The organism is Acinetobacter legionensis (genome assembly GCF_057165765.1).
This window is the reverse complement of the sequence record NZ_CM169896.1, coordinates 290446-306739: the sequence shown is the minus strand read 5'-3', so window position 1 is coordinate 306739 and position 16294 is coordinate 290446. Positions and strand designations below refer to the sequence as shown.

The 16294-nt window shown below is 39.7% G+C and carries 11 protein-coding genes; 1 reads left to right on the top strand and 10 read right to left on the bottom strand.

Annotated elements, in window-relative coordinates; all coding sequences use genetic code 11:
- Positions 1–22: 22 nt before the first annotated feature.
- The 9 genes from gltB to AC2G3J_RS01405 all read right to left on the bottom strand — a co-directional run bounded on the left by gltB (position 23) and on the right by AC2G3J_RS01405 (position 12694).
- Entirely contained in the window at positions 23–4498 is a 4476-nt protein-coding gene (gltB, locus tag AC2G3J_RS01445) for a glutamate synthase large subunit (protein WP_336953698.1), read from the bottom strand.
- Positions 4499–4923: 425 nt separating this feature from the next.
- On the bottom strand, positions 4924–5790 hold the full coding sequence (locus AC2G3J_RS01440; RefSeq protein ID WP_336953697.1) for a hypothetical protein: 867 nt from the start codon (positions 5788–5790) through the stop codon (positions 4924–4926).
- Positions 5791–5806: 16 nt separating this feature from the next.
- On the bottom strand, positions 5807–6886 hold the full coding sequence (aroB, locus tag AC2G3J_RS01435; protein ID WP_336953696.1) for a 3-dehydroquinate synthase: 1080 nt from the start codon (positions 6884–6886) through the stop codon (positions 5807–5809).
- A gap of 36 nt (positions 6887–6922) precedes the next feature.
- Positions 6923–7465 carry a shikimate kinase AroK gene (gene aroK / locus AC2G3J_RS01430; RefSeq protein WP_004725433.1) on the bottom strand — a complete coding sequence of 181 codons (543 nt, stop codon included), beginning with the start codon at positions 7463–7465 and terminating at the stop codon, positions 6923–6925.
- Positions 7466–7501: 36 nt separating this feature from the next.
- On the bottom strand, positions 7502–9700 hold the full coding sequence (locus AC2G3J_RS01425) for a type IV pilus secretin PilQ (protein WP_483770565.1): 2199 nt from the start codon (positions 9698–9700) through the stop codon (positions 7502–7504).
- A 21-nt stretch (positions 9701–9721) separates the two neighbouring features.
- The gene (locus AC2G3J_RS01420) at positions 9722–10252 is read right to left on the bottom strand and encodes a pilus assembly protein PilP (protein WP_419327977.1); all 531 of its coding nucleotides are present in this window, start codon (positions 10250–10252) and stop codon (positions 9722–9724) included.
- Positions 10249–10998 (bottom strand): type IV pilus inner membrane component PilO, encoded by a 750-nt coding sequence (locus AC2G3J_RS01415; RefSeq protein ID WP_336953693.1) that lies wholly within the window; start codon positions 10996–10998, stop codon positions 10249–10251. Before AC2G3J_RS01415 ends, AC2G3J_RS01420 begins: the two co-directional genes overlap by 4 nt.
- Positions 10995–11636 (bottom strand): PilN domain-containing protein, encoded by a 642-nt coding sequence (locus tag AC2G3J_RS01410; RefSeq protein WP_336953692.1) that lies wholly within the window; start codon positions 11634–11636, stop codon positions 10995–10997. Before AC2G3J_RS01410 ends, AC2G3J_RS01415 begins: the two co-directional genes overlap by 4 nt.
- Positions 11636–12694: a pilus assembly protein PilM gene (locus AC2G3J_RS01405; protein ID WP_336953691.1), complete on the bottom strand. Its 1059-nt coding sequence runs from the start codon at positions 12692–12694 to the stop codon at positions 11636–11638. The genes AC2G3J_RS01410 and AC2G3J_RS01405 overlap by 1 nt, the downstream gene beginning before the upstream one ends.
- A 163-nt stretch (positions 12695–12857) precedes the next feature.
- On the opposite strand from AC2G3J_RS01405, the gene ponA reads away from it, so the two are divergent.
- Positions 12858–15401 (top strand): penicillin-binding protein PBP1a, encoded by a 2544-nt coding sequence (ponA, locus tag AC2G3J_RS01400; protein WP_483770564.1) that lies wholly within the window; start codon positions 12858–12860, stop codon positions 15399–15401.
- A gap of 60 nt (positions 15402–15461) precedes the next feature.
- Here the strand turns inward: ponA and AC2G3J_RS01395 are convergent, their stop codons facing one another.
- Positions 15462–16265 carry a putative RNA methyltransferase gene (locus AC2G3J_RS01395; protein ID WP_336953689.1) on the bottom strand — a complete coding sequence of 268 codons (804 nt, stop codon included), beginning with the start codon at positions 16263–16265 and terminating at the stop codon, positions 15462–15464.
- Positions 16266–16294: the final 29 nt, after the last annotated feature.

The window sequence follows — 16294 nt, the reverse complement described above, 5'->3', positions numbered from 1 at the left end:
ACCTAAAATTTGAGTAGTGGAATTATTGTGGATCTGCTTGAGTTGTTTTCAAAAGCGTTTGTAAATTAGCCGCTTTTGGTTTCACAAGCCAGAATTTACGGCTATAGAAATCAAACTCGTTGCGAATCTTGTACGCCCAAGCACTACCTGTTTCAGCAATGTGTTCATCTAAGATACGAAGTAAGAATTCTTGATGTTCTTCCATCGCTTCTGTAGAAATACGGTTTAATTCAATCAATTCGTGGTTGTAGTAATCAACAAAGTCGTTATCCAAGTCAAGTACATAAGCAAAACCACCGGTCATACCTGCACCAAAATTGTGTCCAACTTTACCCAGTACAGTCACGATACCGCCTGTCATATATTCACAGCAATGGTCGCCTGCACCTTCAATGACCGCAAACGCGCCAGAGTTACGTACAGCAAAACGCTCGCCCGCTGTACCCGCAGCAAATAATTTACCGCCTGTTGCACCATACAAACAGGTATTGCCGATAATTGCCGTTTCTTGAGTTTGGAATGGTGAACCTTTTGGTGGGAAGATCGATACTCGACCACCTGCCATACCTTTGCCCACATAGTCGTTTGCATCACCTTCAAGGCTGATATGCAAACCACCCGCATTCCATACACCCAATGACTGACCCGCAGTTCCTTTTAAATTCACTTTAACAGGATGTGCTTCCATACTGAGGTTGCCATAACGTTTGGCAATTTCACCTGAGAGACGCGCACCAATTGAACGGTCACAGTTACCCACGGTAAAATGGAACTCACCACCAGTACTTGCTTCAATCGCTGGTAGCATTTCTGCCACCATTTTTTCGGCAAGAATACCCTTATCAAATGGTTCATTGCCTTGTACTTGGCAATATTGCGCTTTGCCTTCCGCAGATGGGTGTGATTCTAACAATGCACTTAAATCTAAATGCGCATGTTTATCCGTTTCACCCGGCAACATCTCAAGTAGATCAGTACGACCGATCAAATCTTTCAATGATGCAACACCTAAAGCCGCCAACCATTCACGTGTTTCTTCCGCAATAAAGTGGAAGAAATTAATCAGCATTTCTGGCTCGCCAATATAATGTTCTTGACGTAAATGATCTTGCTGAGTTGCCACACCTGTTGCACAGTTATTTAAGTGACAAATACGCAGATATTTACATCCAAGCGCGATCATTGGGGTAGAACCAAAACCAAAGCTCTCCGCACCCAGAATCGCAGCTTTTACTACATCTAAACCGGTTTTCAAGCCACCATCCGTTTGTACACGTACTTTACCGCGCAGGTCATTGACACGAAGTGCTTGATGCGCTTCTGAAAGACCCAATTCCCATGGTGAACCAGCATGGTGAATTGACGATAAAGGTGAAGCAGCTGTACCACCGTCATATCCAGAAATGGTAATGAAGTCTGCATAGGCTTTTGCAACACCTGCTGCAATTGTCCCCACTCCTGGCTCCGATACTAGTTTTACAGATACCATGGCTTGTGGATTGACTTGCTTTAAGTCAAAGATCAGCTGCGATAAATCTTCAATAGAATAAATATCATGGTGCGGTGGTGGTGAAATCAAAGTCACCCCTGGAACCGAGTAGCGTAAACGTGCAATTAATCCATTCACTTTACCGCCAGGTAACTGACCGCCTTCACCAGGTTTTGCACCTTGCGCTACTTTGATCTGTAACACTTCAGCAGAGGTTAAATATGCTGGTGTTACACCAAAACGACCTGAAGCAATTTGCTTAATTTTAGAGTTACGGATGGTACCATAACGTGCAGGATCTTCACCGCCCTCACCTGAGTTCGAACGACCACCGATCGTATTCATTGCGATCGCAATGGCTTCATGTGCCTCTGGTGACAATGCACCTAAAGACATACCAGCAGAGTCAAAACGTGGCAGGATTTCTTCAACTGATTCAACTGCTTCTAAAGGAATAGAATGATCAGTTTTTAGTTTCAATAAGTCACGAATCGTCGCAATTGGACGTGTATTCACCAATTCTGCGTATTCTTTAAAGTCAGCATAATTACCTGAACGTACAGATTTATGCAACGCATTGATCACATCAGGATTAAATGCATGGTATTCCTTATCAAACACAAACTTGAGCAAACCACCTTGTTCAATTGGCTTACGTGCTTTCCAAGCAATGTCTGCTAGTTTTTTCAAGTCATTTTCAAGGTCAATAAATGTTGCACCTTTAATACGGCTTGGCACCCCTGTAAAGCACTTACTAACAACTTCTTCAGATAAACCTACTGCTTCAAATAACTGCCCACCACGATATGATGCGACTGTTGAAATCCCCATTTTTGAAAGGACTTTAAGTAAACCTTTATCAATACCTTTACGGAAGTTCGCTTGGGCATGAATTGGATCACCTAATAATTCACCTTTAGCAATCAAATCATTGATCACATCGTAAGCCAAATATGGATAAATCGCAGTTGCACCAAAACCTAAGATTACGGCAAACTGATGCGCATCACGGGCAAGTGCTGTTTCAACAATGATGTTTGCATCGGTACGTAAACCAGCATTAATCAAGAAGTGATGAATTGCACCAGTCACCATTGCAGCATTTGCGGGTAAAAAGCCTTCACGGATTTTACGATCTGAAATGACCAATAAGGTTTTGCCATCGCGAATCGCCTGTGCTGCTTCTTCACAAATACGTGAGATTGCGGCTTCAAGACCTTCAGCCACAGGGTAATTCAAATCGATATCTGCAATTTCGTAACCTTTACGGCCAAGGGTACGAATCTGATGCATTTTAGAATTTGAAAGGACTGGGCTCGATACAATTAAACGATCTGCGTGCTCTGGGCCTTGTTCAAATACATTTTGCTCACGCCCAAAACATGTTTCCAATGACATGACTATTGATTCACGTAATGGGTCAATCGGTGGATTAGTCACTTGCGCAAATTGCTGACGGAAATAATCTGTCACATGACGTACTTGACGAGACAATACCGCCATTGGTGTATCATCACCCATTGAACCAACCGCTTCCTGTCCACTTTCAGCGATTGGACGAAGCAGTTGATCACGCTCTTCAAATGTGACCATGAACATTTTTTGAGCTGCTTTTAGGTCATCGCCTTTTAAGCCTTGATCACATAAATATTCTTCAAGCTCTGGACTACCTTGCAAGCGAACTGAGTTTTCACGTAACCATTCACGGTAAGGACGCATTTTTTTCAGATGATTGCTCACATCTTTGGTATCCAGCAATTTTCCAGTCAACGTATCAATTACAAGAATTTGACCAGGGCCTACACGGCCTTTAGAGATCACATCTTCAGGTTCATAACCCCACACACCAATTTCTGATGCCAAAGTGATATAACCATTTTTAGTAATCACCCAACGTGCAGGGCGTAAGCCATTACGGTCTAGCATACAAATTGCATGACGACCATCTTGGATCACCAGACCTGCTGGACCATCCCAAGCTTCCATATGCTTAGAGTTAAATTCATAAAATGCACGTAAATCCGCATCTAATGTTTCAACGTTTTGCCACGCTGGTGGAACAAGCATACGTAATGCACGGAATAGATCCATGCCACCACCCACAAGTAGCTCAAGCATATTGTCCATACTTGATGAATCTGAACCAGTACGATTTACAATCGGATTCAACTCAGTAATGCCTGGTAATAATGGGTTTTCAAATTTTGGTGTACGTGCTACTGCCCAGTTACGGTTTGCAGTAATGGTATTAATTTCACCATTATGTGCCAAATAACGGAAAGGCTGCGCCAATGGCCAACGTGGTAAAGTATTGGTCGAGAAACGCTGATGGAATACCACAATGTGTGAATCTAAACGTTCATCGGCAAGATCTGTATAGAATTCTGCAATATATGCAGGCATCATTAAGCCTTTATATGTAATCACTGTAGAGCACAGTGTTGTCACATAAAAATATGGATCTGTTGTTAATTGTTGTTCTGCACGACGACGTGCCATAAGCAACTTACGGTTAAATTCAACCTCAGTCACACCCATTGGGCAATTTACAAAAATTTGTTCAAATGCAGGTAAAGACTGCATTGCAATTGAACCCAATGCATCATTATTGGTAGGAACTACACGCCAACCAATGACTCGACAACCTTCTTCTTCAATTTCATGGGTTAGAATTTGCTTTGCATGGGCCGCAAGTGCTGGATCTAAATTTAAAAATATAGTCCCTACTGCAAAAATTTCACTCAGTGTAATGTCACTGATTTTTTTTGCTTCTTCACGGAAAAATGCTTTAGGCATAGCCAAGAGCAAACCACAACCATCACCGGTCTTACCATCTGCGGCAATACCACCACGGTGCGTCATACAGCTTAGACTATGAATTGCGGTCTTGACTAAGTCATGACTCGCATCACCCTGCATATGGGCAATCAAGCCGAAACCACAGTTATCTTTAAACTCATCCGGTTGGTATAAACCTTGAGCGGGAGCTACAGTGTTAGGCGATGGCATGTGCATAGCGTACCCTTCTTTCTACATAGGCCCATGGGAGGGCGAAAAACATTCGAACACTAAATTACGATTTTTAAGTATTTTCTTATCCCAAGTAAACCACTTAGACAGAATCGAATACCAGTCTGTTTTTACTTTAATTGCAAGATTGTTTTACAACTTCCGCACTGAAATAAAGCACTCAACCAGACTTAAATCGCACACCAACTGAATCATTTCGCTCCAAAACAGGGACAATCAACTCAATTAGCGCAACAATAAAGCAAAAAATATGCCAAATTTTATTTTTGTTCACCAAATCACTAAAAGATAGTGAAATAAAGATATTCTTTAAAATTCTAAGCTTCTTATAAAGGCATATATAGCACCATTTTTGTGCAAATATAAAATTAGATAATTAATTTCGCTTCATTTTAGAGCTTATTTTAATTAAAAGGGTCACTTACCTCATGCTCAGTTGGCTTTTTATCAGAAGAATTGCCTGCTGGCTCTTTTGTATTGCCTGAAGTCTGTGCATGAGATTGCGACTTTTGTACATCCACTACATTGCCAGATGCATCACGACGAGTGATTGTAGTTTTGGTGGTCTGGTTCGTAGGAGTTGAACCTGTTAAAGATGACAATGCCGATTTTGCTTGCGCCAGTAGTGTTTCATCAACAACAGGCAAAGGTGCAGACTTTAACTTCACTTGATAGAGTTTATTTGTACCTGCCATTTCATCTGAGCCTAGATCATTGACTAAAGGAATGTATTTTTCAAACTGAATGGCCTGCGGATGTATTGATGCTGGTAATTTTAAATTTAACTGTCGTAACTGATTTTTCGCCTGCTCATCACTTTTAAATACGCCATAGGCTAAAACATATTGCTCTGTTTGATCTTCACCACTTAAACGAAAATAAATAAAATTTTTACGATCCGCTTGTTTTTGTAAAAACCCAAGAATGACATCTTCATCTGAGGTTTTAAATAGTTCTATCATCCAAGCTTTCTTATTTTCTTGAAAAAATTTTGTACCACGAAACTCTACATCATGGTTACCTGCAGTCACGATACGTGTGGTCATTTCAAGTGGGCGCACCTCATCCATCAAAGCACCTAAGTGCGATGTCGCAGCAACTTTTTCAGGCTGAATTTGAACTTGTGCCTCTTCGATAGGATTGACGACAGTGACTAGATCTTTCGTGTCAGTCACTACCCAAAAAATCAGTGCTACCAAAAGACAGATTAATCCACCAACCAACCAAATATATTGTCGAATATTTTGCCAATTTGTACGAATTGCTGCCATTTGGAACTAACCTTTTCTATATCTGATTCGCTAGAATCGCTTGTTTCATCAACTCGACATCAAAATCTTTGGTTATGATGGCTTGTCCGAGTTGTTTTATCAATATTAAACGAAGTTGACCATTTAATACTTTTTTATCATGTGACATATATGCCAAAAATTCATCAAGCGGAATTTTAGGACATGCTACAGGTAATTGGGCACGTTGTATGATTTTTTTTGTACGTTCCAGATCATCGTGTGAAATCCACCCCATACGATAAGATAAATCAGCAGCCATCACCATACCCGTTGCAATCGCTTCTCCATGCAACCAAACTCCATAGCCTAGATACGATTCAATAGCATGCCCAAAAGTATGACCTAAATTCAATAAAGCGCGTTCGCCTTGTTCTTTCTCATCATTAGCCACAATTCTTGCTTTATGTGCACAAGAACGATAAACCGCTTCAGCCAAGAATTCTGGATCTTGGGCAATCAGCCCATCCATATGATCTTCTAACCATGTTAAAAATTCTAAATCACCCAATAGCGCATATTTAATCACCTCTGCCAAACCAGCTGAAAGCTCACGTTCAGGCAGTGTTCTGAGTTGTGCCATATCAGCCAAAACCACTTGAGGTTGCTGAAATGCACCAATCATATTCTTACCTAATGGGTGATTAATTCCTGTTTTTCCACCAACACTCGAATCAACTTGAGATAATAATGTGGTCGGAACTTGAATAAAATATACGCCTCGCTGGAAACAAGCTGATGCAAAACCTGCCATGTCACCAATCACTCCACCACCTAGAGCTAAAACCGTACAATCACGATTAAAACCAGCTTGAAGCAAAGCATCAAAAATCAAATTGAGGTGCTGAATATCTTTATATTTTTCACCATCAGGCAAAACACATGTTGTAACCTGCTTACCCAGTTGTTGAATTGCATCAACATAGTGCGATAAATATAAGGGCTGAACTGTGGTATTTGTAACAATCATAACTTGATGTCCCTTAATATAAGGTTCAAGCAATTCTTGCGGATTCAAATGACTACCAATAAAAATTGGATAACGACGTTCACCCAGTTCAACATGTAAAGTTTGCATGATTCTGCCAAATAACAATGAATGATAATTTACTGACTAAATAATTTCTTTTGAAACGATTAACTGCAATATTCTCAGCGCTAAATCTCGCGCAGCTCCCTGATTCGTTTCAATAATATAATGCGCGACATCTCTATACAGTGGATCTCGTGCTTTAAGTAGATCCTTTAACTTTTGCTCAGGATTCTCAACTTGTAATAAGGGGCGATTTTTATCTCGATGCGTACGTAATAATTGGATTTCTACAGGCGTATATAAATAAATCACAATACCTCTATGTTTGAGATATTCCCGATTCATGGCTTGAGTCACTGCACCGCCACCTGTTGCAACCACTAAGTTTTTTTTTGATGTGAGTTCATCAATCACGATAGTTTCTCTTGTACGGAAACCTTGTTCGCCTTCTTTTTCAAAAATCCAAGGAATAGATGCCCCTGTTTTTCTTTCTATTTCATGATCGCTGTCTAAAAACTCACGACTTAACAGTTCCGCTAGATGCCGACCAACTGTTGTTTTTCCTGCTCCCATGGGCCCTACCAAATAAATATTCGGTAGGGTTTCCAACTCTTTGCTTGGCAAGGAGTCACCTATTGAATTGCTTTCATTGAAAGTATATTAATGATTTCTCGTACGACTGTCATTAACAATTCTTGGTGTCACAAAGATTAGTAATTCTCGTTTATTATCAGACTTAACATCTTTTCTAAATAATCGACCAAGATATGGAATATCTCCTAAAAATGGAACTTTGGTTTGGCTATTTTTAGTTTCTTGTTCAAAAATCCCCCCTAGCACCACTGTTTCGCCATTATCAACCAATACATTGGTATTAATTTCATTTTTATTAATTGCAACATTTCCATTTACTACTTGACCTGCTGAATCGCTTGTGACGTTGAGCTGCATTTGGATTTTTCCATCCGGGGTAATACTCGGTGTCACATCTAGACTTAACAAAGCATCTTTAAATTCAGTCGTTGCAACTGCACTCCCCCCTGCTGTTTGAGTTGATTGATACGGAATTTGTTGACCAGATGCCACTTTGGCCTTTTGTTTATCCGCAGTCATTACTTTTGGCGTTGAAATCACTTCACCATAACCATCAGCCTGTAATGCTGATAACTCTAGATCCAACATAAAATCAGAAAGACTAATTAGACCAAATGCAATTTTACTTGCACCGGGAGTCGTCACGCCAAGATCTACATTTAAATTATCAGGGCGTGTAATAGTATATTTGCCATTACTATCTGGGGTTTTTAAATCCCAAAGTGTTTGATCACTTCCCCCAACAAGTAAGTCATTATTCTTGGTAACCCCTTGAGATAAAATCCCCCACTTTACCCCCATTTCTTTAGTAAAATCTGTTGTTGCCCGAACAATTCGCGCTTCAACCATGACTTGTTTTACGGAAATATCTAGTAAATCAACCATTTTACGGATTTGGTCAATTTTTACGGCTGTATCTGTAATAATCAGTGTATTTGTCCTAGCATCTACAGTAACCGTACCTCGAGGACTTAATAAACTTCCTACATTATTTCCATATGGATCTAAATTATTTAAATCCAAACTATTAGAACTATTTGTATTTGAATTATTTGTATTTTTAGAATTTTTACCTTCTGTGATTAATTTCTCGATATCCGTAGCTTTAGCATAATTCAACTGAATATATTCAGTTTGGATTGGTGCTAATTTAACACTTTGAGCTAAAGCCTTTGCTTCATCTTCTTCTGCCTTAATTAGCTCAGTTACAGGTGCAATCCAAATTACGCTGCCATTGCGACGCTTATCCAAGTTTTTTGTTTTCAAAATGATATCTAAGGCCTGATCCCAAGGTACGTCTTTTAGACGCAAAGTAATATTACCTTGAACTGAATCTGCTGCCACCATATTGATACTAGTAAAATCAGCAAGTAGCTGTAGAACACGTCGTACTTCTATATCTTGAAAATCAAGCGAGATTTTCTTACCCGTATAAGACTGACTTGAATTTGGACGATTTGTTTTGCTTTCTGCGGGACGCTTTAAACTCACTGTCAATTTGTTTTCAGCTTGGAAAGCCATATATTCATAGCTACCACTTGATTGAATGGTAATGACGCCATTTGAACCGTCATTATAAGCATCTACAGAAGAAACTGGCGTTGCAAAATCATTCACATTTAAACGACGGATTAAATGCGCTGGGATTTTATTTCCCAAAGTTCGAATAACAACTTTACTGCCTTGTTGTTGTACATCTACAGGCGTATTTGCACCTGAGAGATTCACAATAACCTGTCCTTCTCCAGAAGCCCCACGCTGAAAACCGATATCTGCAATGCCTTGATTTTGCTTATTCAGCGAAGATGCAGCATAAGTGGGTAATGCAGTCGCATGATTAGCATTATTAATCTTTAAAATAAAAGTATTCCCTTCAACACGCGTTGTAAAAGAACCACTATTTTTTAAATTTACGGTTAAGCGTGAACGTTGATCATCAGCCGCAACATCCACCGTAGACGCTTCTTCACTTGCCACAGCAATGGATGATTGATTGATCGTTTGCTTCGCCTGATCAAAGTCCAAAATCAGTCGAGATGGATTGTCCAATTGATAGGCTTGAGGCTGTGGAGGTAAGCCATTAAACATGACACGAATTTCTGTACCTTGCCCTGGTATTTTCATTGGTACAATATTGGTCATAGTTGTTTGCGCTATTGCAACCTGCATAATCGCAATTGACACTGCCGCCATAGTAAATTGACGAAGTTGACTATTCATAAACTTACCATCCCCGTTAAAGATATTTTTCAAACTCTTTTTCATTTTTATTCCTTTATTCCGTTTTTAATCTATTGGACCGATTAGAACTAGACTCCGTGGTCTTTCTATATAACCGTCTCGACCATCTGGAACAATTTCCAATAAATCAATACGGGTAGGCGTAATTTCAATAATTCGCCCCTGATTCATCCCCATGTAATTCCCACGTTGTACCCGCTCAACCTCGCCATCAGGTGTTTTAATCAAACCCACTGTCTGCCCAACTGTTCCTTTCATACTTCCTTTTAGTGTTAATGACTCTAAAGGATAACTTTCAAGTGGTTGTGGCTGTCTTGAAAAATTAGGGTAGACTTGCTTACCTGACATAACTTTCAACTCATTTGCCAATGAGTTCGGTAAAAATGGGCTACGTAATTGTTGAGCTGAATAATTAAAACTTGGTACCGGATTAAATACTGGCGCAGGCTCAATCGGTAATGGTTGCTGATTTCGAATATTTGCCATCTCTTGATTTACGGCATCAATTCGAGAATCACACCCCACCAACAGCACCGCACATGAGATTCCACAAACTATTTTAATGAGCTGCTTCATTGTGGCTTCCCTCCTTGCTGAGGTGTCGTTGTCTTCTGTGCAACAGCATTCGAAGATTTATTTGTTTTCTGCTCATCGGCTCCAATATAACGATACGTTTTTGCTTTAATGGTATAGTCAATCACCGGCACATCAGATTTATTATCTTGACTTGGTGTTCCTGTAATTGTGAAATCATGCAAAGTCACAATACGAGGTAATGCCGCCAGACTACTTACAAAACTGCCAAATGAATGATAATCCCCTGTTGCATCAATCGAAATCGGCTGCTCAATAAAGAACTCCTGCTTCACTTCTGGTTCTAATTTGATATTTTTAAATTTCAAACCAGAACTCACCCCTGTCACGTTAATATCTTCAACCAGACTTGGAATTTCAGTTTCTTTGGGAAGCTGTTCTAATTGCTGATTGAAGTTCGCTTCCATTTGTTGTAATTGCGCTTGATATTGCTGCAAATTTCGTAATTTGGAATCTTTTTCTTTAAACTCATTTAATAAGTTTTGTTCAACTGTACGTGCTTGGTCAATTGCCTCTAATTTAGGTCTAATTGCTAAAAAATAACCAATTGCACAAACCAAGAAAAATAAGAAGACCCAACATGTTACTTTAACGGATAAGGGCCAAGTGCCATAGTTATTCATATCCAAAGTATTGAATTGTTGTAAAAATTTCTCAAAAGTCATCTTGTTCTTTTTTGGAGCATCATTTACAGATGAATCTAATTGCTCAAAATCTTCTCGACTCATTTTGCCCCCCCAGCAGCTGGAACTTGTTCAGCTTTAGTTGTATCTGCATCTGTAGTTGCAGCTATTTCACCGATATCTACAGTCACAACAAAACTTCCATATGATTCTTCCACACGAGGAATAACCGAAGTTTGCCCTTTATTTTTATTTTCATCTGCGGCTAAGAAAGAGTTCATAAACGCATTTCGATACCATTCAGAAGCTTCTAAGCCACGTAGCAATTCAGCAACTGTGTTTGGGCTCTCTGCTTTTCCTTCAATCGTAAACTTATCACCTACACGACTAAATTTTGTGATGTACATTTGTGCAGGAACAATACGGACTAATTCATCAACTAAGCGAACAATCACAGGACGCTGACCCTGTAAGCCTTGAATAAGTTTCATACGTTCAATAATTGCATTACGGCGCTCTTGCAAACCATCTAAAGTTTTGAGTTGCGTATCTAAATTTTGATTGGTACTGGTCACCAATTGATTAGCCTGCTCTTGATCTTGTAACTTATGATCAAAATAGAACCATGCCAATAACACGGAAACTAAACCAATCAGTGCAACCCCAACACATATCGCAACAAATTGCTTTTTCTTCTGTTCTCTTAGCTCATCACGCCAAGGGAGTAAGTTAATCTTTGCCATTAATCAAAACTCCTTAACGCCAAACCACAGGCAACCATTAGAGAAGGTGCATCATTTTCTATTTTTCTTAAGTCAATTTGTGGTGAAAATCCCATCTGCAAGAAAGGATTTGCAATCGTGACGCGATAGCCTAATTTTTGTTGTAATAATTTTGCCAAACCAGGAATATTAGCATTCCCACCAGCCAGTAAAATATGATCAATCTCGTTAAACTGAGAAGATGAAAAGAAAAACTGTAATGAACGAGCAGCTTGTTGTACAACTGCTTCTAAAAACGGCATTAAAACTTCTGTTTCAAAATCATCAGGTAAAGTCCGATCTTTTTTGGCACGACCAGCTTCGTCATAAGACAAACCATAACGGTTCTGTACATCTTGAGTCAGCTGCTTGCCACCAAAAACTTGTTCTCGGGTATAAATGATCTTGCCATTTTGCATCACAGACAAAGTCGTCATGGTATGACCAATATCTAGAATACCCACAAGATTTACACCAATTGGCAAGGTATCAGAAAAGACATCAAAAGCACGCTCAATTGCATAGCTTTCTACATCGGCGATTTTGGGTGACAAGCCTGCGATTTCTAAAACTTCAACACGAGAATCGATATTTTCTGCACGTGTTGCAACGAGTAATACATTGACTCGATTTGGATTTGCTAGCTTATCTTTTAAAACTTCAAAATCTAAACTGACTTCATCTAATGGAAAAGGAATATATTGTTCAGCATCCATTCGGATCTGAACTTCTCTCTCCTCATCCGACATATCTGCATCCATTTCAATGATTTTGTGAATCACCATAGAAGTAGGTACAGCAACCGCGACATTTTGTGATTGAGGGTTGGCAATATTGACTGCCCTTTCCAACGCATCAGCCACTGCTTCAGGATTAAGAATGTTTTTTTCAACAACACTCCCATCCAGCAGAGGGCTTAACCCATAACTTTCAACCCAGTAACGACCGTTCTTAACAGAGAGCTCTAAAATCTTTACAGTAGTAGAACTAATATCTACTCCTATTAACCCCTTATTTGGCTTACGATATAGTCTAAGCACGATTGAATTCCTATTATTTTTTTATCCCCAATAAATAACACAAACTGACTGCATTTGGTCTTAATTTTTTACAGATACAATATCCCATCTAACAATCCGTCACATGAGAAGCTATACTGAACGCAATTAGTTTGCCATTAGCTATTATTAAAACTTACTTGTTATGAAAAAGCTATCTTGTTCAGGTTATATTCATCCCTTTTTTTTGCTGATTATCATTATTTTAGTCGCAATTCCGATGGGCTTTTATGGAATGTATCTATATATCGCGCCATCACTACCAGAAATGAGCTCTTTAAAAAAGGCGCCATTGCTTAAACCTTTGCAAGTTTATTCAGCAGATAATCAGCTGATCGCTGAATATGGTGGCAAGCTTTCGGTCCCTGTTGAGTACAATCAGATCCCTCCTCATTTTATTCACGCCTTTCTTGCTGCCGAAGACTCTTCTTTCTTCGAACATAGCGGGATTAGCTTTAAAGGCTTAGGTCGAGCAGTGAGTGAAAGTGTAACTGGGTCAAATGTACAAACAGGTGGCTCAACAATTACCATGCAGGTTGCTAAAAATTATTATTTATCACCTGAACGGACGCTAAAACGCAAACTTACAGAAGTATTTTTGGCACGTAAAATAGAACAAAATCTATCGAAAGAAGAAATTTTGTCTTTATATGTCAATAAAATCTTTTTAGGTAAAAATGCGTATGGTATTGCTGCTGCTGCAAAAATTTACTATGACAAAAGTTTAGATCAACTCAGTGTTGCTCAAATGGCCATGATTGCAGGTCTACCTAAAGCACCGTCAAAATATAATCCTGTGGTCAATCCTGAACGTGCATTAGAACGTCGTAACTGGATTCTAGGTCGTATGTTACAACTCGGCTATCTCAAACAAGTAGAATATGAAAAAGCCGTAGCTGAACCAATTAATTTGAGTATGCCTGATCGAGGCCTAAGTAATCGATTTCCCTATGTAGGAGAAATGGTTCGGTCAGAACTGGTAGAAAAATTTGGCGATCAAGCAATTGATTCAGGTTATAAAGTTTATACAACTGTAAACAGCCAACGCCAACAATATGCGGAAGATGCTGTACAAAAAGGCTTGGAAGATTATGATCGGCGTCATGGATGGCGCGGTGCTGAAGCTCATGACAAACCGTTAAAAGAATTTATTCCTTATGCCAATACCTACCCTGCTGAAGTCATCAAAGTTGGCAGCAATAGTTTTGATGCCAAAATGCAAGATGGTTCAACAGTGACAGTACCTTGGTCTGGTATGTCTTGGGCAAGAAAATATATCAATGCCAATGCAGTGGGTGGAGCACCAAGCCGTGCTTCACAGATTGTAAACGTCAAAGATATTATTCGTTTACGTCCCAATGATAATAAAACAGCGTGGTCATTGGTTCAAACGCCGAAAGCACAGGGTCAACTCATCGCTATCAACCCGAACGATGGTTCAATTGAAGCTGTGGTGGGTGGATACAACTTTTACCAATCTAAATTTAACCGCGCAATACAAGGCTGGCGTCAACCTGGTTCAACCATTAAGCCATTCGTATATGCCCTTGCACTTGAACGCGGGATGACCCCTTATACCATGGTGAACGATAGCCCAATTACGATTGGTCGTTGGTCACCGAGAAACTCAGATGGTCGTTATTTGGGTATGATTCCTTTACGACGTGCGTTGTACTTATCTCGTAATACAGTATCTGTACGTTTATTACAAAGCGTCGGTGTAGAACGTGCTCGTCAATTATTGATGGATTTTGGCCTACAAGAAGATCAAATTCCACGAAACTTCACCATCGCTCTTGGTACTCCGCAAGTACTTCCTGTTCAAATGGCTACAGGATATGCCGCAATTGCCAATGGTGGATATCGGATTCAACCACATTTCATCAGTCGTATTGAAGATGCTTATGGAAAAACCATTTACGAAGCAGCGCCTGAATATGCGTGTATTCCATGTATCAATCAAAAAGAAACTGTTGCAGATGCAGAAGCAATCACTCCTGATGATGAAGTTATTAAAGGTGCAAACCTTACAGTAGATGAGACTCAACCCCCACTAAGTAAGGAAGAGCAAAGTAAATATCGCCAAGCGCAACGGATTTTAAAATCACAATCTGCTTTTGATATGGCAAATATTCTTCGTGATGTCATTGTGCATGGTACAGGTCGTGCAGCGCTTAAAATTGGTCGCGATGACATTGGCGGTAAAACGGGTACAACCAATGATGCTAAAGATGCTTGGTTTGCTGGCTTCAACGGCAAATTAGTCGCGATTGCTTGGGTCGGTTTTGACCAACCTTCAACACTTGGTCGTCGTGAGTTCGGTGGGATCGCAGCACTTCCAGTCTGGACTGGCTTTATGGGTAAAGCCTTAAAAGACACGCCATCTGCTTGGGTACATTTTGATAAAAATGCCAAAGCACCAATTTCTCGTGAAGAACGCAACCAAACACAAGTTGAAGGCGCTACTCAAAACGAAGGCTATGGTTCATCACCACCTTTAGCCCGTCCAATCTTCAAACCTGCACCTGTTACACCATCACGTAATTCATCAAATGACTTTGAAGACCTACCTGATGAGGGTTCAGATCAACCGCTAAAACCGAACAAAGTAGCCCCTCCTGCAATGAATCAAGGGAGTGCGAAACGAGAAAGCGATTCTCTTGAAAACTTGATTAATGAAGTTCAATAATTAGCTTTTCAAATAAAAAATGCCATCAATTGATGGCATTTTTTATGGCTAAGATTTCTGTTATTTTTTTTGAAAAATATAAATTTGGAATGCAGCTTTTAATGTGGTTTTAATGTGTGCCTCTAAAGCCAAACGCTTTTCAGGTTTTGCTTTATAAGCATAGGGGGTCATCGCAATCAAGTTTTTTAATTGTGCTTGATCCAACTCAAACGTTGTTTCAACAATAGGCTGCTCAATTAACTCAAAAGAGGATTGTAATTGCTCTACAAATTTTTGTGGTTCATGCGCTTTAACTTCATCAAACAAACCCTCACGCATTGCATATAAATGCTCAGGAGCAGGTGTCACCACCATCAAATAAGCCTTAGGCTTAAGAACTCTGAGTATTTCTTCTTCAGGGATCGGACTAAATAAGCTGGTACACAAATCAATAGAATGATCCAATACAGGTAAGGTTGCACCTGTACCCACAATCCATGTCACGTCTTTATTGAGTTTTGCAGCAACTTGAACCGCATTTTTTGCAATATCAACACCAATACATTGCATCACTTCTTGCTGCATAGCATCGGTATAGTAGCCCTCACCACAACCGATATCCAGTAGGTTTTCAACACGCAACCCACGAATTTTCTCAACAACGGCTTGTTGTAAAGGTGCATAAAATCCACCACTTAAAAATCCACGTCGTGCTTGTACAGATTCAGGCGTATCTCCAGGATTTTTACTATGCTTATGTTGTACTACATGTAAATTTACATAGCCTTGTTTTGCTACATCATAACTATGATTGTTTACACAGCGCCAAGTCCGATCCGATAGGCTCAATACCTCACGACATACGGGGCACATCAACAAATTCATTGCATTCTCCAAAAAGATATTTTTTGGCC